General features: G+C 48.9%; 15 protein-coding genes. 12 read left to right on the top strand and 3 right to left on the bottom strand.

Features of this window, described 5'->3' with window-relative positions:
• Nucleotide 1 precedes the first annotated feature (1 nt).
• From thiE to B1728_RS11565, 11 genes are all read left to right on the top strand, one after another.
• Nucleotides 2–649 carry a thiamine phosphate synthase gene (gene thiE, locus B1728_RS11615; protein WP_079910380.1) on the top strand — a complete coding sequence of 216 codons (648 nt, stop codon included), beginning with the start codon at nucleotides 2–4 and terminating at the stop codon, nucleotides 647–649.
• 138 nt (nucleotides 650–787) lie between these two features.
• Nucleotides 788–1,435, top strand: coding sequence for a hypothetical protein (locus tag B1728_RS11610; RefSeq protein ID WP_079910379.1), 648 nt, complete (start codon nucleotides 788–790; stop codon nucleotides 1,433–1,435).
• A 76-nt stretch (nucleotides 1,436–1,511) separates the two neighbouring features.
• A complete protein-coding gene (locus tag B1728_RS11605; protein WP_144027840.1) occupies nucleotides 1,512–1,727 on the top strand; it encodes a hypothetical protein in 216 nt (71 codons plus the stop codon).
• A gap of 19 nt (nucleotides 1,728–1,746) precedes the next feature.
• Entirely contained in the window at nucleotides 1,747–2,079 is a 333-nt protein-coding gene (locus B1728_RS11600) for a spore coat protein (protein ID WP_079910378.1), read from the top strand.
• A 96-nt stretch (nucleotides 2,080–2,175) separates the two neighbouring features.
• Nucleotides 2,176–4,065, top strand: a complete 1,890-nt coding sequence (locus B1728_RS11595; RefSeq protein WP_079910377.1) for a glucose PTS transporter subunit IIA — start codon at nucleotides 2,176–2,178, stop codon at nucleotides 4,063–4,065.
• Entirely contained in the window at nucleotides 4,058–5,791 is a 1,734-nt protein-coding gene (gene ptsP / locus B1728_RS11590) for a phosphoenolpyruvate--protein phosphotransferase (protein ID WP_079910376.1), read from the top strand. The genes B1728_RS11595 and ptsP overlap by 8 nt, the downstream gene beginning before the upstream one ends.
• A 32-nt stretch (nucleotides 5,792–5,823) precedes the next feature.
• Nucleotides 5,824–6,357, top strand: a complete 534-nt coding sequence (locus B1728_RS11585) for a type 1 glutamine amidotransferase domain-containing protein (protein ID WP_079910375.1) — start codon at nucleotides 5,824–5,826, stop codon at nucleotides 6,355–6,357.
• A gap of 310 nt (nucleotides 6,358–6,667) precedes the next feature.
• Complete coding sequence (locus B1728_RS11580) at nucleotides 6,668–7,087, top strand: hypothetical protein (protein WP_079910374.1); 420 nt, start codon at nucleotides 6,668–6,670, stop codon at nucleotides 7,085–7,087.
• A gap of 241 nt (nucleotides 7,088–7,328) precedes the next feature.
• Nucleotides 7,329–8,342 carry a catabolite control protein A gene (ccpA, locus tag B1728_RS11575; protein ID WP_079910373.1) on the top strand — a complete coding sequence of 338 codons (1,014 nt, stop codon included), beginning with the start codon at nucleotides 7,329–7,331 and terminating at the stop codon, nucleotides 8,340–8,342.
• A gap of 106 nt (nucleotides 8,343–8,448) precedes the next feature.
• On the top strand, nucleotides 8,449–9,150 hold the full coding sequence (locus B1728_RS11570; protein WP_079910372.1) for a 5'-methylthioadenosine/adenosylhomocysteine nucleosidase: 702 nt from the start codon (nucleotides 8,449–8,451) through the stop codon (nucleotides 9,148–9,150).
• 22 nt (nucleotides 9,151–9,172) lie between these two features.
• A complete protein-coding gene (locus tag B1728_RS11565; RefSeq protein ID WP_079910371.1) occupies nucleotides 9,173–10,555 on the top strand; it encodes a glycine--tRNA ligase in 1,383 nt (460 codons plus the stop codon).
• 194 nt (nucleotides 10,556–10,749) lie between these two features.
• Here the strand turns inward: B1728_RS11565 and B1728_RS11560 are convergent, their stop codons facing one another.
• Both B1728_RS11560 and B1728_RS11555 read right to left on the bottom strand, forming a co-directional pair.
• Complete coding sequence (locus B1728_RS11560; protein WP_079910370.1) at nucleotides 10,750–11,925, bottom strand: acetoin utilization protein AcuC; 1,176 nt, start codon at nucleotides 11,923–11,925, stop codon at nucleotides 10,750–10,752.
• A 59-nt stretch (nucleotides 11,926–11,984) separates the two neighbouring features.
• Entirely contained in the window at nucleotides 11,985–12,617 is a 633-nt protein-coding gene (locus B1728_RS11555; RefSeq protein WP_079910369.1) for a GNAT family N-acetyltransferase, read from the bottom strand.
• Nucleotides 12,618–12,835: 218 nt separating this feature from the next.
• Here B1728_RS11555 and acsA point away from each other — a divergent pair, with 218 nt between their 5' ends.
• A complete protein-coding gene (gene acsA, locus B1728_RS11550) occupies nucleotides 12,836–14,560 on the top strand; it encodes an acetate--CoA ligase (RefSeq protein WP_079910368.1) in 1,725 nt (574 codons plus the stop codon).
• 171 nt (nucleotides 14,561–14,731) lie between these two features.
• On the opposite strand, the gene B1728_RS11545 is transcribed toward acsA, so the two are convergent.
• Nucleotides 14,732–17,872 (bottom strand): transglycosylase domain-containing protein, encoded by a 3,141-nt coding sequence (locus B1728_RS11545; protein ID WP_256865332.1) that lies wholly within the window; start codon nucleotides 17,870–17,872, stop codon nucleotides 14,732–14,734.
• Nucleotides 17,873–17,973: the final 101 nt, after the last annotated feature.

The raw sequence follows: 17,973 nt of genomic DNA, 5'->3' as shown, positions 1-17,973 counted from the left end.
ATTGTACCGTGAACGGATTGCGGATTATCTTCCGGTCTATCTGGTGATGGGCCTGGAGCATCATGGAGATCGTACTGCCCTGGAGATCGCTAAGGAAGCGCTTGAGGGGGGAGTAACCCTTTTTCAATTAAGAGAGAAGAAGGCGCCTTTGAGACAGGTTCTTGAGCAAGGTGCCGAGCTGCGCGATTTATGCCGGCAGTATGGAGTCCCTTTCCTTGTTAACGACAGGATTGATGTCGCTCTGCTGCTGGACGCTGATGGTGTACATGTCGGGCAAGACGACGTACCCGGACTTGAAGCCAGAAAGCTTCTTGGCGACAGCAAAATCATCGGGATTTCTGCGGGTAATAGGGAAGAAGCGGAGTGGGCAATAGCCCAAGGTGCGGATTACCTTGGCGTTGGTGCCGTGTATGCAACCTCGACCAAAGAGGATGCCGGCGCCGCCATAGGAACGGGACTGATTCGGGAGATCGCCGGCCGATGGGATGTTCCGATGGTCGGCATCGGCGGTATTCACATGGATAATGCGGCTGCCGTTATTCAAGCGGGAGCACGCGGCATTGCCGTAGTATCGGCAATTACGAAGCAGTCGGATTCAAGGAGCGCTGCAGCTTTACTCAAGCAAACGGTGCTTCAAACCAAGGAATAAAATAGCATCCGCAACCCAAGAGCTACCATAAATAAAATAAAACCTCCTTAGAGACAATAAGAAAGGCTTCTGGTAAAGCAACGGTTGAGGTAACCGACCCCGGAAGACTTTTAACACTTCCTAAGGAGGATTTTTGTTATGTATCAGAACTTTCAACAAAATAGCTTTCAACCCCAAGTAGGTTCCGGGAACGTGGTATCCCAGTATCGCGGATTGGAAAACAGATACCAACCGGTGGGTACAGTTCAATCCCAATATCAATCCGGTAATCAACAATTCCAAGGCTCTAACCAATTCTCCAGCTTCCAAAGCCCGCAAAATTATCACACAGCAAACTACCGTGGAAATCAACAAGGTCATGATGCCTACCTGCGTTCGGACTCCAATCAGCCTGCACAGCAATTTGGCGGCAGCTTCTTGAATCAAGCTCCATCTTTCAACAGTAACTTCAACTCCTCTTTCTCTGGCCAGCAATTTGTACAGCAAAACCCTGAAGCTTATCATACCGCTAACTACCGTGGTAACCAACAAGGTCATGATGCCTACCTGCGTTCGGATTCCAGCCAACCAGCTCAGCAACAATTCGGCATCGGTCAATCCTTTAATGCCGGCTTGAACTATGGTGGTTCCCAGCAGTATGGTCAAGTACAATCCTCTCAAGCTTACCATACCGCTAACTACCGCGGTAACCAACAAGGTCATGACGCTTACCTGCGTTCAGATTCCAGCCAACCGGCTCAACAACAATTCGGAATCTCCTCTTTCGGATTTAACAGACAATTTTAATTGGCAAATAGAATGGGCGGGCTTATTAGAGCCCGCTCTATTTATCCTAGTATGAACAAGTCAGGAGGAATTTCGTATGAACAATCAGCAAAACATGACGGCGGACAGATCCTTATTGTCCGAAAAAGAGTTCAGCTATATTAAGGATTTTTTATCCTGGGAGCTTCTAGCCATGAAAAAATGCAAGGAGACGGCAAATCTATGCCAGGATCCGCAAATCAAACAGCTGATCGAAAAGACGGGCCAAGCTCATCTTGACCAATACAACGCCATATTAAACCATTTACAATAAACAAGGAGGATAAGAAGCTATGCCAACGATGGATATCGCTAAGCCCCAGACCGGACAGCTGCCGCAAGTCAAAGGCCCTGAAATGAATGATAGAGATCATATCAATGATATTCTCATGCTCGAAAAATATATGACGACCGGCTTTAATACCGGACTCAACGAGGTGCAAAATCCGGAGCTTCGCAAAACGATCTCCTCTATTTTAAACACGCAGCATGAATCGCAATGGCAATTGTTTAATCTTATGTTCGAAAAAGGCTGGTACAAGATGAAAGCGGCCGATAAACAAGAAATTTCTCAAGCGAAGCAGCAATTTAGCGGATACTCCTCCCAATTTCCGACCTTTTCATAATTGTGCCGACCAACCCCGAACGAAAACATGTTTGGGGTTGTTTGACAAAATGGAGCATTGGCCTTACCATCGAGTAAGAAAGGAGGGAGCGGTTGTTTGAACTGGATGGGTAACTTGCAGCAGTTGGGTCGGTCCTTAATGCTTTCGACTATTACGATCCCTGTTGCGGCTATTTTACTGCGTCTCGGGACGCTGCCTTGGCAAGATGTACATATGTCCCGTGTCGGGGAAATTATGCTGTTTTTTGGCAATACCATATTTACGTACTTGCCGGTGATTTTTGCGGTTGGCGTTGCCCTCGGTTTAACGGAAGGCGCAGGTATTGCCGGAATGTCGGCATTGATCGGTCAAATTATGTTTAACCAGGCGATCCGGCATTACCTTGGGGATGAGTTTCATCTCGGTGTACCTGGCGGTATATTAATTGGACTTATCGCGGCTATCCTGTTTCATAAGGTGAAGCACATTCAATTGCCGGAATACATCCAGTTTTTTGGCGGGCCTCGAATGGTTCCGTTATTAATGGGCTTATGCATCCTGGTGCTGACTCTGATTGTTATTGAAATCGGACCATATTTGGAATATTTTATGCAAACCCTTTCTTCAGCGGTATTGGGCCTAGGCGGCTTTGGCACCTTCGTTTATGGAGTGATCCATCGTCTTTTAGTACCTTCAGGGCTGCATCATGTATTCAACAATTTGTTTTGGTTTCAACTTGGAGCCTATGAAAAGCCTAGCGGTGAGATGATCTTCGGCGATTTGCCGCGTTTCTTTGCGGGTGATCCGAATGCAGGTATCTACATGGCCGGATTATATCCGATCATGATGTTTGCGCTGCCTGCTATTGCCATGGCGATTATTCATGAGGCAAGGGAAGATTTGAAGCCGAAAATCCGAATCACCTTTCTAACGGCGGCGCTGGCCTCCTTCTTGACCGGGGTTACGGAGCCGGTCGAATTTGCTTTCCTGTTCGTTGCGCCTTATTTATTTATCGTTCATGCGATCCTGTCGGGACTTTCCATGTGGATTGCCTATTATTTCGATATCCATCACGGATTCTCTTACTCGGCCGGGGCTATTGATTTTATCATCAACTATCATTTGTCCCATAACGGGTGGATGCTGATTCCTATCGGACTTGCGTATTTTTTTGTCTATTATTTCTTGTTTCGCTGGGCCATACGTAAATTCCGTATCCCGACTCCAGGCAGGGAGGAAGGCTCTCAGCTGGAAGAATGGGCAGGAGATATCCCCTACCGCTCTCCGTTAATTCTGCAGGCACTCGGGGGCAAGAACAACATTAAAAAAATTGAAGCCTGTATCACCAGGCTAAGGCTCACTTTGGACAACGATAAGCTGCTGGATACGGCTGCGCTTAAGCACTTGGGAGCGGCTGGCGTCATTAGACTTGGCGGCGGCAATGTTCAGGTTGTCTTCGGCACCTATTCCGAATTAATCCGGGAAGAAATCAAGAAAGTTCTGATGAAGGATATTCAGAGGGTCTTGTTCAGCGCACCAATGCAGGGACGGATGATGCCTTTGGAAGAGGTCCCCGACCAAATATTCGCCGGCAAGCTGGTCGGCAATGGGGTCGCTTTCATGCCGGATAAAGGGGAGCTGGTTGCGCCGGTTGCCGGGAAAATCATCATTTTGTACCCATCCCTTCATGCAGTAGGCATCCAAACGGAAGAGGGACTGGAGGTACTGCTGCATATAGGCATAGATACTTCACAGCTGCAGGGCAAATGGTTCACGGCTTATATTAAAGAAGGCGACATGGTTGAGGCGGGACAGCTATTAATCCGCTTTAATCTGCATAAAGTAAAGCAAAACAGCAAGTCGCTGGCGACGCCGATGATCATTACGAATGTAGATAAAGTGAAATCATGGAGCTTTGCGCCGTTTAAAGCGGTCAAGAAAGGTCAAGCATCCGTCATGTCGGTTGTATTGAAGGATGCTTCAGGGGGAGGGAACACTTTTGGCTAAGGGGATCGGAGCTTCATCTGGAATAGCGATGGGGAAAGCTTTCGTCATTCCGACCTGGGAATGGGATTTCCCGGATAAGCTGATCGATGTCACCGATTTGGCATTTGAATTCGAAAGGCTGTACGACGGAATTCGTTCTTCCAAGGATGAGATAGAAACCATCAAACAGGAATTCGTCTCCGTATTAGGAGAGGAGCAAACGTCCATCTTCGATGCTCACTTGGCGATTCTGGAGGATCCTATTTTTATGAACGAGGTTCAGGGGATCATGCAGAAGCAGTACAAGGCAGCCGAAGTCGCCGTCAAAGAGGCGATTGAGAAGTTTGTCAATATGTTCGATTTACTGGACGATCAATATATGAAAGAGAGAGCTCTTGACATTAAGGATGTCGGCAACCGGCTCCTCAAGCATTTGCTGGGGGCACTGGAGGAGACGCTTCCTCCCAAGGATCAGCCGTATCTGGTCGTAGCCAAGGAGCTCTCCCCGTCGCAAATGGTCCATCTGGACACCAATTTAGCGCTGGGGCTCGTTACTATGCTCGGGGGGAAAACATCGCATGTAGCCATAATGGCACGCGCTATGGGCGTTCCCTACGTGCTGGGCTTAGAAGGCAAGCTCAGCACGCCGATTCAAACCGGAGACTACCTCATCATCGATGGAGATGAGGGATGCGTCTATATCAACCCCTCGGACGAGCTGGTGGAGGAGTATAAGAAACGCAAGGCGATATTGCAGGTCAGGAAGGATAAGCTGCAGACGCTGGCGCATGTTCCGTCACAAACCGCAGACGGCCTATCCTTTCAGCTGGCAGCGAATATCAGCTCGGTAAAGGAGCTCGATCAGGTTCTCAAGAACGGGGCCTCCGGAGTAGGGCTCTTCCGAACAGAGTTTCTGTATATGGACAGGGACAGCCTGCCGCAAGAGGAAGAGCAGTTTGTGGTCTACAAGCAGGTAGCCGAGAAGCTGGAAGGAAGGCGTGTTGTTATTCGGACGTTGGATATTGGCGGCGACAAGAGCCTCGATTATATCGAGCTGCCGGAAGAGGATAACCCGTCGCTGGGATATCGAGCGATCCGCATTTCACTGGATCGGACCGACCTGTTCAAAACCCAGCTCCGCGCCATTCTAAGGGCAAGCCATTACGGTAATATCAAGATATTATACCCGATGATTTCTTCCTTGGAAGAGCTGAACAAAGCTAACGAAGTGCTTGAGGAAGCGAAGCGGGAGCTTCAGCAAGAAGGAGTTCCATTCAAGCAGAACATCGAAATCGGCATTATGATTGAAGTCCCTGCAGCCGTCATTATTGCTGATATTTTGGCGCCCCATGTTGATTTTTTCAGCATTGGGACCAATGATCTGGTACAGTACATCCTTGCGGTGGACCGTATGAACGAAACCGTCGCCCATTTATATGATCCGTTTCATCCTGCCGTGCTTCGCATGCTGAAGACTACGGTGGAAGCCGCGCAGGCCTCGGGCGTTCATGTGAGCGTCTGCGGGGAGATGGCCGGCGACATCCGTGCTCTGCCAATATGGCTGGGACTGGGCATTCAGGAGCTCAGCATGTCGGTGCAATCCATATTGCCGGTCAAAAACAGCCTGCTGCAAACAAGCCACAGCGAAGGCAAAGTTATCTGGAAGCAGCTTCTAAGCTGCAAAAACAGCAAATCCATTCTGGAGGTGCTGAATTCTAATCTGCGGCAGGATGTCGTTGCAAATTAGAGAAGCTATTAATCAGGAAGGTGGAGAGGTCAATGGAATTAACAGGCCATAAAGTGCTGGCATTCGTTGATGAAGAGTTTGAGGATTTGGAGATGTGGTACCCTGTCCTTCGCTTGAAGGAAGCGGGAGCAGAGGTGCATCTGGTGGGGCCGAAGGCCAATACTGTGTACCATGGAAAGTATGGGGTGCCGTTGACAACCGAATATGCGTTCGGTGATGTGGCAAGCAAAGACTATATCGGACTTTATGTTCCGGGCGGCTGGGCTCCCGATAAGCTTCGCCGCTATGCCGATGTGCTTCGTTTGACCAGGGAATTTCATGAGGCTGAGAAGCCTATTGCCCATATATGTCATGCCGGGTGGGTCCTTGTGTCTGCAAAAATATGCGAGGGCTATACGATGACCTCCACGCCGGGCATAAAAGATGATTTGGAGAATGCCGGAGCTATTTGGGTTGACCAAGAGGTGGTTGTCGACCGGAATATTGTATCAGGCAGAAGACCGCCGGATCTTCCAGCGTTTACGAAAGAATTCGTGCGGGTACTGGCGGATTATACACGCAAATAACCTTCAAAAGATCGTTGTCCCTTCCGGGGATCACGGTCTTTTTGCTTTTCATTGTGGTTAATATTACTAACGCTCTTTCAGAAGGAGTTTACAGGCGAAAGTAGAATATTTGTATCATAGAGGAGCAGGCTTAATGATCCCGATACCTTATATCAACCTCGATACATACCCCCTGCATGCTGAGATGTAAGGGGTGAATGACCTGTTTATGAGAAACTGGGAACGTTGTATTTAGAAGTCGGTTTGAATGTGGGAGGTCATTAGATTGCCGCTCAATGATGGGTTTGTTGGAACGAAGGAGTGGTACTAGTTGCAGAAGCAGTGCAAGTGTGGCAGCGCGATGGGCATCAAGCTGCGGACTGTCATTTATCAGAACAAAGTCGAAATTGAAAACGTCCCGGTCTATTCTTGCGAAACCTGCCAAAGAAGTGAAGTGGTAGCCCAGGTTAAGCCGGAATTGACAGGAATCATCGGAAGCCTTGGGAGCGTACCGGAAAAGCAGCTGCTGCATTTTAACGACATCAGCGAGATCGCGCATCTCCTGAAAATGGTGACAGACAAATATTATGCGGCGGCTCCTGTCGAAAAAATTGTAGAAGACCGGATCAATGAGCTGCTGGATCTTATGCTGCTGGCTCAATCGTTAAAGGATGATGACTGGATGGAGGATATTCGTAAGCGTCTCGGTCAGATTGCCATGCATTCCATGTCTGTTAACGATATTGCTTAAGGGACTGGGATCGCCTGTCTTACGATGATACTATGAAAGCCTGAAGCATGTATTTTCACAGACAAAAAATGGGTTCTTTCATTGCCAGCTGCGCTGCAGTTGGCTTTTTTTGCATTTTTTTGATACTATACATGTAAGAAGGTCCCGAATTTATTGCTTTCAACATAAATTTGTCGTATGATAGGGCTTAATAGTATACGATCGCAGCATTATACATTTTACTATAATGGAGAGAATGACCGTGACTGTAACCATTTATGATGTAGCCAGAGAAGCAGGCGTTTCCATGGCAACCGTATCGAGAGTTGTCAATAATAATCCCAACGTAAAGCCCCAAACCCGCAAAAAAGTATTTGAGGCCATTGAACGTTTGGGTTATCGGCCTAATGCCGTTGCCAGGGGCTTGGCAAGTAAAAAAACGACTACAGTCGGTGTCGTTATTCCTGATATATCGAACTCGATCTTTTCTGAAGTTGCAAGAGGGATTGAGGATATCGCGAATATGTATCACTACAACATCATTTTGTGTAACGCGGACAAGAAGAAGGAGAAAGAAATCCGCGTTATCAACACGCTGTTGGAGAAGCAAGTGGACGGGCTGTTATTTATGGGCGGCGTTGTAACCGAAGAGCATATTCAAGCCTTCAAAACGTCAGCCGTACCTATCGTTCTGTGCGCTACGACCGACGAGAACAATACCATCGCCTCCGTCGACATTGACCACGAGAAGGCCGCGTATGACGCAGTGAAGGTATTGATTGATAACGGTCATCGCGATATCGCGATGATCTCAGGTACGCTTCAGGATCCGGCCAACGGATTTGCGCGTTACCAAGGATATAAGAAAGCGCTAGAGGAAGCGGGAATTCCTGTACGTGACGACTACGTGCGGATCGGCAATTACCGTTATGAATCCGGTCTGGAAGTAACGAAGCATTTCCTGGAGCTGAGCGAGCGTCCGACCGCCATATTTGCGGCGACAGACGAAATGGCGATAGGAGCCATTCACACGCTGCAGGATAACGGGTATAAGGTACCGGATGATATGTCCGTCATCAGCGTTGACAACATTCGCATGGCTTCAATGGTACGTCCTCAATTAACGACAGTGGCAATGCCGATGTATGATATCGGTGCCGTATCCATGAGGCTGTTGACCAAGCTTATGAACAAAGAAACGAAAGATGCATCGGAGCAAATGCAGGTAATTCTACCGCATGACGTCATTCATAGAAACTCGGTGGCTCATCGTTAATATGAGCCTCTTTCTTTTGTGAGGGTATAAATTACTTGTGATGTTAGTTTGCTTCGCATGCTTGTTGCGTTGCCTTAGCGAGTAAACCTTTGGGGGGAAAAGACAGTTGTCTTACGGGAAAATCGGCGTTATCGGCGCCATGAAAGAAGAAATTGAACTATTTTTGCAGCACATGGAGCGAGTGAACGTATCGGAGAAAGCAAAGGTACAGTTCAGAGAAGGGCTCTTTTACGGTAAGCCTATCGTGCTTTGCAAGTCCGGAGTAGGCAAGGTAAATGCGGCGGTCACGACTCAGGTGCTGATCGATACATATGGTGTCGATGCCATTATCTTCACCGGCGTAGCCGGAGCGCTTGATCCCGAGCTGAACGTAGGCGATATTGTCATTTCATCGGAATCGATGCAGCATGACATGGACGTCACGGCTCTTGGATTCCCTGTGGGAACGATTCCCTATGAGGAAACCTCCGTATTTGCGGCGGATGAGTCCTTGCGTCAGCTGGCTGTTAACGCGAGCTCGGAATTGTTTCCGGGGCGCGTCAAAGTGGGACGGATTCTATCGGGGGATCAATTTATTGCAAGCCGGGAGACCGTATCCAGATTGTACAGCGAGCTTCAAGGTACATGTACGGAAATGGAAGGGGCTTCAGTTGCGCAAGTATGCGCGATGAATGGCATCCCTCACGTCATCATACGTTCCATGTCCGACAAAGCGGATGGCTCCGCTCATGTTAATTTTGCCGAATTTACGGTACAGGCATCCGAGAATTCTTATCGTATCGTAGAGCATATGCTGAAGCAACTGTAGAAAGCAGAAGGAGAGAACAATCATGACAGTAACGATGGATCAAATTGTAGCCTTAGCCAAGCACCGCGGATTTATTTTTCCCGGATCTGAAATATACGGCGGATTGGCCAATACCTGGGATTACGGCCCGCTTGGTGTTGAACTGAAAAATAACATTAAACGCGCTTGGTGGAAAAAATTCATTCAACAATCCCCGTATAACGTAGGTCTCGACGCAGCGATTCTGATGAACCCTCAAGCATGGGTAGCATCCGGTCACGTCGGCAACTTTAACGATCCGATGATCGATTGTAAAAAATGTAAGTCCCGCCATCGTGCAGACAAAATTATTGAGAATGCACTTGCGGAAAAGGGTATGGAAGTGGTCGTTGACGGTATGACCTTCGATCAAATGATGGGGCTGATTCAAGAGCATCACATCGTTTGTCCGGATTGCGGAGCTTTCGATTACACGGACATCCGTCAATTCAACCTGATGTTCAAAACATTCCAAGGCGTAACCGAATCGAGCGCTAACGTGGTTTACATGCGCCCCGAAACTGCGCAGGGCATTTTCGTGAACTTCAAAAATGTGCAGCGTACCATGAGGAAAAAACTGCCATTCGGTATCGGCCAAATTGGTAAAAGCTTCCGTAATGAAATTACCCCGGGCAACTTTACGTTCCGTACCCGCGAATTTGAGCAAATGGAACTCGAGTTTTTCTGCAAGCCGGGCGAAGATTTGCAATGGTTCGAATACTGGAGAAATTTCTGCTATCAATGGCTTTTAAGCCTGAATTTGAAAGATGAGAATATTCGTCTGCGCGACCACTCCGAAGACGAACTGTCCCATTACAGTAACGCTACAACGGACATCGAATTCAAGTTCCCGTTCGGCTGGGGCGAGCTGTGGGGTATCGCAGATCGTACCGATTACGATTTGAAGCAGCATATGGAGCATTCTGGTGAAGATTTCAATTATATCGATCAAGAAGCGAACGAACGCTATGTGCCTTATTGCATTGAGCCGTCTCTTGGCGCCGACCGTGTGACTTTGGCGTTCCTGATCGACGCTTATGAGGAGCAGCAGCTTGAAGGTGATGACAGCCGTACGGTGCTGCGTTTCCACCCGGCACTGGCGCCTATCAAAGCAGCGATCTTCCCGCTGTCCAAAAAACTGGCCGACGGCGCACACAAAATTTTTGCAGATTTGTCCCAGCACTTCATGGTGGATTATGATGATGCAGGCTCCATCGGGAAAAGATACCGCCGTCACGATGAGATCGGTACTCCTTTCTGTATCACATATGACTTTGAGTCGGAGCAGGACGGCCAGGTGACGGTTCGCCACCGGGATACCATGGAACAAACCCGTATGCCGATCAGTGAACTGAAGGCGTTCATCGAAGCCAATATTCAATTTTAATAGCAAAGCCCGCAGTAGAGGGAAAAGAGATCGATCATCTTTTCCTCCCTGCGGGCTTTTTTGCTGCTACAAAAGAATGGTAAGATTCCGAGGTAATCGGATGCGAAATTCGAAAGGGCGATAACTAATCATGCTAAAAAAGTGATGGGTACGGATGCAAAGCTGCAATCACAGTGGCGTATGAAGCTAATGAATTAGCTTAAGTAAAGCATAGCAAGCTCTTTCGTCTGACGGTTCTTGGTTGTGATTTCCTGTCGCCGCGGCATGGGAGTCCAATCCGCCTCATCCAGCCAGGTGGTCGGCAGCTCGACGGGACTCATCGGTTGCCACTGCTTGAGCCAAGCTGAAGGCAGTTTTAAAGCCCGGTTCTGCTCCAGAAGGGGGATGAGCGGGTTGTTGCTCATTTCGAGCCACAGAAGGCTCCAGGCGCGCGGTACGACGCGCCAGAAGTCATAGCCTCCTCCTCCCAAAGCAACCCATCGCCCGCCGCTGTACTCGTGCGCGATGCGATGAATAAGCTTTGGCATCGCCAGGTAGATGTCCATGCTGCAATGGACATGGGACAAAGGATCATAGGCATGGGCATCGCACCCATGCTGGGAGACGATCAGGTCCGGCTGAAATTGCTCGGCGACCTTGCTAAGCACCTCTTCGAGACATTCCAGCCAGGAGGCGTCCTCGGTGTACGGCTCGACAGGAATGTTAATACAGGTGCCGAAAGCGGTTCCTTCTCCGCGCTCATTAACGGCCCCTGTACCTGGAAATAAATATTTCCCTGTTTCATGTATGGAGAGCGTGCAGACATCAGGCTCGCTGTAGAAGCTCCATTGGACGCCGTCCCCATGGTGAACGTCCGTATCAATATAAAGAACTCTGGCTCCATAGCGGGTCTTGGCATGCTCAATCGCCACCGAGGCATCATTGTAGATGCAGAAGCCCGCCGCCCGGTTTCTTAATGCATGATGAAGCCCGCCGCCCAAATGCAATGCGTGCTCTGCATGTCCGCTCATCACCTCGTCCACCGCTCGGACAGATCCGCCGACCAAGAGCGAAGTCACTTCGTGCATGCCCTTGAAGTAAGGAGTGTCCTCCAAATCAAAGCCGAATTTGTCGGCTTGCTTCTGCCACGCTTCATCTGGACAATCTGCGCTAAGCGCTTTCACGGCTTCTATGTAGTCCATACTATGAATGGACTGTAATAGCTCCTCGGAAGCCGGGGACGGAGCGCGTACGATCGACTCCGGTATGGCTTCCAGCTTTTGCAGCAGATCGATAGTCGGAAGAAGTCTTTCCTGGTTGAAAGGATGTCCCTGCTGCAGCCGATAACCGGTTTCCTGTTCACTGTAAATAAATAACGATGACTTCGTCATTCTGTTGCGCCCCCATGACTCGTTCCTCTCGGAGAAATGTTGAAATGCAAGTGACCCGGTCAATACATAAACCTCTGTCTAAACCGAACGCGGTCAAATTGCTCGACAGAGGAGAGCGGGACATGCTTACCGATCCGTACCATAAGGCAGTTGGCGGGATGGGAGCAGATCTCCGGGTCGTCCGTAGCAAACCATACCATGTCAACGGACTTCATCAGCTTTTCCATCATATTTCTGTAATCCCATACGTTCAATCCGCTTTTTTCCAAATCCCAATGCCAGTAATATTCGGTTGTAAAAGTAATCATATTTTCCAATTGATCGCCTTCGAAGGCGAGAATAATCATTTGTTTGCCGAGACCAAGTCCCCGGTAATCATCGGCAACCTCAATCGCGCCCAGCTCGATAAGATCCTCCATATTGCCTTCGGACCAACGCTCCATCTCGTCCGGATAATGGAAGGTGACATAACCGATAATCTCATCGTCAAGCCTGGAAATGATGATACGCCCTTCGGGCAATTCGGCTATCTCGATTAATGCTTCGAACTGTTCCTTAGGACGGCGAAAAGCGTCCAGGTCCGGATGCATCCGATACGATTTCAACCGTTCAGGAGGGACAGGGCCTTCCACTATAATCTGCGAATCACGATAGGGCACGTGACGGGAATGATATATTTTGTAATGCTCCATTGCCTGTAGTCTCCCTTCCTGCGGATCAAGCGGACTTCCTGGGTATGCTTATGTACCCACACTTGCTTGTTACTATATCAAAAAAAAGGAACTAAGAAAAGAAATAGTGGAAACAGTAAGGTTGTGATATAATATCAGTTGTAAAAAAACTACATTCGAAATTCAGATGTAAGCGTTTCAATGAAAAATGGAAATTGTTGATATCGGGAGGTAGTGGCATGGATCACACAAATATTGAAAGCATTGAACCCGTTTCCAAAACGTCCAACATGAAAAATTACGAGGAAGAGCGGGCCCAGTTCAGCTGGGAGACTGTTGAGAAGCAGTTCTCATGGTCTACTACCGGCAAAGTGAACATGGCCTATGAAGCTATCGATCGCCATGCGGATTCCGACAAAAGCGATAAAATCGCCTTGTATTATAGTGACGACAAACGGGATGAAAAATACACGTTCCTGGACATGAAGCTGCAGTCGAACCGATTCGGCAATGTGCTTCGCAAGCTGGGAATCGCCAAAGGCGACCGCGTTTTTATCTTTATGCCAAGAACGCCGGAGCTTTATTTTTCGTTAATCGGCTCCCTTAAAATCGGTGCTATTGTAGGTCCATTATTCGAAGCTTTCATGGAAACGGCTGTCAGAGACCGTTTGCAGGACAGCGGTGCAGCTGCCATTATTACTACGCCTTCATTAGTATCAAGAATACCCGTAAGTGAACTTCCTGAATTGAAGCATGTGATTATCGTCGGTGAGAACCTCGAGCTGACCGACGGTCAAGTCGATTATCATAAAGAAATGGCGCAAGCATCCGATCAGTTGGATATTGAATGGGTGGACCGCGAGGACGGCTTGCTGATTCATTATACCTCCGGTTCTACCGGGAAACCAAAAGGCGTGCTTCACGTTCATAATGCCATGCTGCAGCATTATTATACCGGCCGCGTCGTCCTTGATTTGCAGGACCAGGACGTGTACTGGTGTACTGCGGATCCGGGCTGGGTTACCGGTACGTCCTACGGCATTTTCGCTCCTTGGTTGAATGGGGCGACGAACGTCATTCGCGGCGGCCGTTTCAGCCCGCAGGATTGGTACCGCACATTGGAGAAATACGGAGTAACCGTTTGGTACAGCGCTCCAACCGCATTCCGTATGCTGATGGGTGCAGGAGACGACGTATCCAAGCAATTTGATTTGTCTGCGCTGCGCCATGTGCTGAGCGTCGGCGAGCCGCTTAACCCTGAAGTCGTACGTTGGGGCTTGAAGGTATATAACCAACGCATCCATGATACCTGGTGGATGACCGAAACAGGCGGCCAACTGATTTGTAACTACCCTTGCATGGCTATCCGTCCCGGCTCTATGGGTAAACCGCTTCCGGGAATTGAAGCCGCGATCGTCGATGACGCGGGCAATATTTTACCTCCTTACCGCATGGGGAACCTGGCCATCAAAACGCCTTGGCCGTCCATGATGAGACAAATATGGAATAACCCTGCGAAGTATGAGGAATATTTCCGCATAAAAGGCTGGTATATCTCCGGGGACTCGGCATACTGCGATGAAGACGGATATTTCTGGTTCCAAGGCCGCATCGATGATGTAATTAATACGGCTGGTGAACGTGTAGGTCCGTTCGAAGTAGAAAGCAAGCTCGTTGAGCATCCTGCCGTTGCAGAGGCTGGTGTTATCGGGAAGCCGGATCCGATGCGCGGGGAGATTATCAAGGCATTCATCGCGTTGCGTGAAGGGTTCGAGCCTTCAGAGGAATTAAAGGCGGATATATCCAAATTCGTCAAAGTAGGCTTGTCAGCGCATGCTGCGCCTCGCGAGATCGAATTTAAAGATAAGCTGCCTAAAACCCGCAGCGGTAAAATCATGCGCCGCGTCTTGAAGGCGTGGGAACTGAACCTTCCGACTGGCGACTTGTCCACAATCGAGGACTAATGCCCTAGGCTGTACACTATATGTTTAAAAGCACTCAAAAAAATGGAGCTCACCTAAGGTGGCTCCATTTTTATTTGAGTGCTTTTTAGTAGGCCTCGGCGCTCCACCACAAAGTAGCCGGATCAGCCCCGAGGCCAAGGCCCACCCACTTTGCGTGGGATCTCAGCCAACTCACTTTTTGAAATGTACCGGGGCTGTGGGCTTGGATTCACCGAGCTCGTTAACCGCCGACACTTTGTAGTAGCCTTCATAGCCTGAAGCGTAATAGCGGAATTCGGTACCATTGCTTACATTGCCCAGTTTCGTATAGCTTCCGTTTTCCTTTTCGCTGAAATACACGATATATTGCTGTACCTTATCTTTTGCTGCATTGGCCTTCCAATTGACAACGATGCCGGCTCCGCTGGCTTTGACCGATACTCCGGTCGGAGTTGCCGGCTTCTCCTTGGCAGGACCTGGACTTGGCGTCGGAGTAGGGGAGGCATTGTTGTCGTCTGCTCCAGTTCCCTGAGGGGTTTCACCGGCTCCCGGTATCAAGCCGCCGCCGTTATCAGGCGTCATGAGAAGGAGATCCTTGCTCGAGCCATCGGTATAAGCTCCCTTGCTCGGAAGGGATTCATTACCCGCTACATCTACCGCTGTTACATAGTAACCAATAACACCATTGGCGTGGGTCTGTTCTGTAAACTTCGTTTCCTCGCCTGCCATGACGATTTTATTACTTACACGCTGAAACGTACCGTGGTTAACGGATTTATACAACCGGTAGCCGACCACGTCGGTACTGGCGCTCGCCTGGAAGGTAATGACACTCGTGTCTCCCGAATGGGTGGCCACTACCATAGTCGGTGCTTCCGGGGCTTTCCCGTCGTCGGTACGAGGGTCTGTCTCGGATGGGGCATCCTCGTTGTAATCAATCGGCCGATACATGTCAAGGGATTGCTGTCTGCCTGCCGGAAGCCTCGGAATAATGGATTGTAGTTCCTTCATCAGAGCGCCCAACGATTTTTCTCTCTTGATGACGGTTTTTTCTTGCACGAATTCTTGAGGTGTCGAGGATTGGGCAATGTAGTTGATGCCGTTATAAGAAATAATCGGCAGCTTCACCATCACATTATCCTCTTCCGTAGGAATATCCTTTTTATTAAAAATATCGGTCACGAGCTTGCCCGCTTTGGTGGTCGCTTCACTTGGAAGCTTACCCGATAAGCTGGATACCGTCATTTCGACGATATTATCCGGACGTACAAACGATTTTGTTGGGAAATATTCCGGCTTTTTATCGATGGCTGCATCCATGGCTTTCGCCCAAATGTCTTTGGCACGGTTCGTTCCACCCGTCTTTTTGCTCAATTTGAAGGCAGGGGAGTCATAGCCTATCCATACACCTAATGTAATATCGGGCGTATAACCCATGAACCAGGCATCCGCATCATCCTGAGTGGAGCCCGTTTTCCCTACGATCGGCACCTTGCCGTAATGCTTGAATTTGCTCATCAAATCGGTGGCAGTACCGGAAGTGATAACAGTCCTCATCATGTCGGACATCAAGTAGGCTGTTTGCTCCGAGAACAGAGAAGTCGGTTGAAGCTCGTGCTCATAGACCGTTTTTCCGTTGGAATCCGTGATTTTACGGATCATGAACGCGTCGTTATGTACGCCTTTATTGCCAATAGTGGAGTATGCGTTGGTGAGCTCTTTTACGGAAACACCGTATCTCAAACCGCCTATAACCCCCGTCTGAGCTACATAATCCTCCTTGGTAATGGTGGTGATCCCCATTTTTTTGGCGAAATCCCATGCTTCCTTAATGCCGACTACATCCAGGAACAGCTTGATAGCTGGAATGTTATAAGATTGATCCAGAGCTCTTCGGGCTGTAATTAGGCCGTGATACCGGTCATCCCAGTTCTCCGGAATATGATAGCCGACCTTGGTACCGTCTTTTAATATGATCGGTACATCGTCAATGATTGAAGCAGGTTGAATTGCGCCTTTCTCGATGGCAGGGACATAGGCTGCGATGGGCTTCATCGTAGAGCCGGGCTGCCGGAAGGCCTGCGTGGCATGGTTAAGCTGCTCCTTGAAGAAGTCCCTTCCTTCAATCATGCCGAGTATGGCGCCGGTTTTGCTATCCATCATCACCGCACCGACCTGTTCAATCCCCTTGGTCGGATCATCCGGAGTGAAGTTTTTAGGGTTATCGGCGATGGCATGCATAGCATCGTAAATGTCTTTATCGATCGTCGTATAGATTTGATAACCGCCGCGGTTCATTTGGGCCTGAACGTTTTTGAGGGCCTCGTTGTAGGCGTCGGTATTCGGCTGCTCAGCCAGCTTGGGATCCTGAACCTTCAGCAGCGCCTTGGCAGCCTCCTTCTCAATCTCCAGCATGAGATAAGGGTAGGTCGAGTACGCTTTCTTGGAAGGCTCTGCCAGCGATTTGCGCAGGTCAAAATTAAGGGCCTCCTGGTATTGGTCGGAATTGATCTTTCCTTCCTCCAGCATTCTCCGCAGGACAAGCTGCTGTCGGGCAACGGCTCTTTTGAAGGCGGCTCCGTCAAATTGTCCCTTGCTAGTAAACGTAGAATAATTGCTCGGTTGCTGGGGCAATCCCGCCAAATAGGCAGCCTGCGCGATATTAAGCTCCTTCAGGTCATCGATATTAAAGATTCCTTTGGCGGCTGCTTTGATCCCGTACAGATTATAGCCTGAAGAGCCATTGCCGTACGGAATTTTGTTCATATAGGCCAGCAGGATCTCGTCCTTGGACATGAGGCGTTCCATCCGCAGGGATAAGAAGATTTCCTTGGCTTTACGGCTGTCCTCACGATCAAGAGATAAGAATACCCGTCTGGCCAGCTGCTGGGTAATCGTGCTTCCTCCAGTCTGAATATCCTCTCTTAAAAGCTTTTGAATGACGGCTCTTCCGAGGCCTTTGAAGTCAATTCCATGGTGCTCGTAAAAATGGTTATCTTCAATAGCAAATACCGCGTCCAGCATGATCTGCGGAATATCCTTGAGCTCAACCATTCTGCGGTCTTCCTCCGAGCGCAGCTGGCCGATAACCGTATCATCATTAAAATAGACGAAGCCGGTTAGGGCATTCTCCTGCACCTGCGCCATCATGCTCTCCTTGCTTCGTACAGGATCCTCCTTTACCAGGGCGGACACGTAACCAAAGGCGGCGCCTCCTCCCAGAAATCCGGCGATGATAAAGACGATGAACATCCATTTTAACGTAATAAGCGTATATTTACCGATGCTCCATAGTACGTCTTTTGTCTTGCTTTCTTTTTTCTCCATCTCCATATTGATAGAAATCCTCCCGAAATTGGAAAACATACGTAGTTCATTATATCATAAAGAAGGAAAGTGTGGATAATAGCATCCCTGACGTTTGCTTGAACATT

This window comes from Paenibacillus sp. 32352 (assembly GCF_002042965.1).
GTDB lineage: Bacteria > Bacillota > Bacilli > Paenibacillales > NBRC-103111 > Paenibacillus_S > Paenibacillus_S vulneris.
Note: the sequence above shows the minus strand (reverse complement) of the source record. Positions and strands in the feature narration are given on the sequence as shown.

What these genes read in the sequence shown, in the direction of transcription:
- acsA (WP_079910368.1), top strand. Translation starts at nt 12,836, where the DNA reads ATGGATCACACAAATATTGAAAGCATTGAACCCGTTTCCAAAACGTCC.
- B1728_RS11610 (WP_079910379.1), top strand. Translation starts at nt 788, where the DNA reads ATGTATCAGAACTTTCAACAAAATAGCTTTCAACCCCAAGTAGGTTCC.
- B1728_RS11605 (WP_144027840.1), top strand. Translation starts at nt 1,512, where the DNA reads ATGAACAATCAGCAAAACATGACGGCGGACAGATCCTTATTGTCCGAA.
- B1728_RS11600 (WP_079910378.1), top strand. Translation starts at nt 1,747, where the DNA reads ATGCCAACGATGGATATCGCTAAGCCCCAGACCGGACAGCTGCCGCAA.
- B1728_RS11585 (WP_079910375.1), top strand. Translation starts at nt 5,824, where the DNA reads ATGGAATTAACAGGCCATAAAGTGCTGGCATTCGTTGATGAAGAGTTT.
- B1728_RS11555 (WP_079910369.1), bottom strand. Translation starts at nt 12,617, where the DNA reads ATGGAGCATTACAAAATATATCATTCCCGTCACGTGCCCTATCGTGAT.
- B1728_RS11545 (WP_256865332.1), bottom strand. Translation starts at nt 17,872, where the DNA reads ATGGAGATGGAGAAAAAAGAAAGCAAGACAAAAGACGTACTATGGAGC.
- B1728_RS11565 (WP_079910371.1), top strand. Translation starts at nt 9,173, where the DNA reads ATGACAGTAACGATGGATCAAATTGTAGCCTTAGCCAAGCACCGCGGA.
- B1728_RS11560 (WP_079910370.1), bottom strand. Translation starts at nt 11,925, where the DNA reads ATGACGAAGTCATCGTTATTTATTTACAGTGAACAGGAAACCGGTTAT.